Source organism: Vibrio sp. D54, from assembly GCF_021728075.1.
Lineage (GTDB): Bacteria > Pseudomonadota > Gammaproteobacteria > Enterobacterales > Vibrionaceae > Vibrio > Vibrio alginolyticus.
In genome coordinates, this window is the sequence record NZ_JAKKCS010000073.1 from 1 (window position 1) to 1,054 (window position 1,054).

Consider the following 1,054-nt stretch of genomic DNA (forward strand, 5'->3'; position numbering starts at 1 on the left):
TCCAGCTCAAGGTCCCCGGTGTCAAAGTTTTTATTTTTGTATCCTTTTGGAAAGCAAAAATATATATGCAACTTCTTCCCCATTACTGGGGCGTTGCAACCACACATATGACAATAGACTAAATAATCCCGTCACATCCAATGTTATTTAATCTATTGCACATGTAGGTTAGTTTTTGTTGAACATTGATTATCTATCGGTCGTATAAGTCGTATTACAAGGTTTCTCATTTAGTTTTCCAGTTCTGCTTTTGTTTTTTTTATAGCACTTGGGTACGGTCTTCTTAGAGGAGGGTGCCAGTCTCACTCTAATTGTGTTTTATAGTGAGGTTGCCAGTCTCACTCTTTGTTTATAGTGAGGTTGCCAGGCTCACTCTTTGTTTATAGTGAGGTTACCAGTCTCACTCTTTGTTTATAGTGAGGTTGCCAGGCTCACTTTAATATACACATTTAATGTGTATATATTTTGATAGGGATATAAGGAATCTCGTTTTTACCGTACCAAGTTTTTGCTATAAATATGTGTTTTTTTTTGAACACATTTTTTTGTTTAGGAGGAGGGTGTTATATATAATGATCCTTCCGCAGGTTCACCTACGGAAACCTTGTTACGACTTGTACTTCCTCTAAATGATCAAGTTCGGCCAGCTTCTCAGCACATTGTTGCTTGCGCGAACAATGCACCAATCCATTGGCCTTGCTAAACCATTCAATCGGTAGTAGCGACGGGCGGTGTGTACAAAGGGCAGGGACGTATTCAGCACAAGCTTATGACTTGTGCTTACTAGGAATTCCTGGTTCACGGGAGATAATTACAAATCCCGATCCCAGTCATGATAGTGATTGACAAGTTTACCCAACCCTTTCGGGCAAGACGAGCAGACTCTCTATCACTATCATTGTAGCACGCGTGCGGCCCCGGACATCTAAGGGCATCACAGACCTGTTATTGCTCTCTTTCATGTGGTTTTTGTTTATCCACCTGTACCTCTAAGAAGTAAAACGGACTTATATGATTCTATAATGACACACGAAGGCGACATTATAGGTGACCA

1 rRNA gene is annotated in these 1,054 nt (G+C 40.5%); it reads right to left on the reverse strand.

Annotated features, from left to right (window positions below):
• Positions 1-565: 565 nt before the first annotated feature.
• Positions 566-1,054, reverse strand: a 16S ribosomal RNA gene (locus tag L3V37_RS24160); the annotation flags it as partial.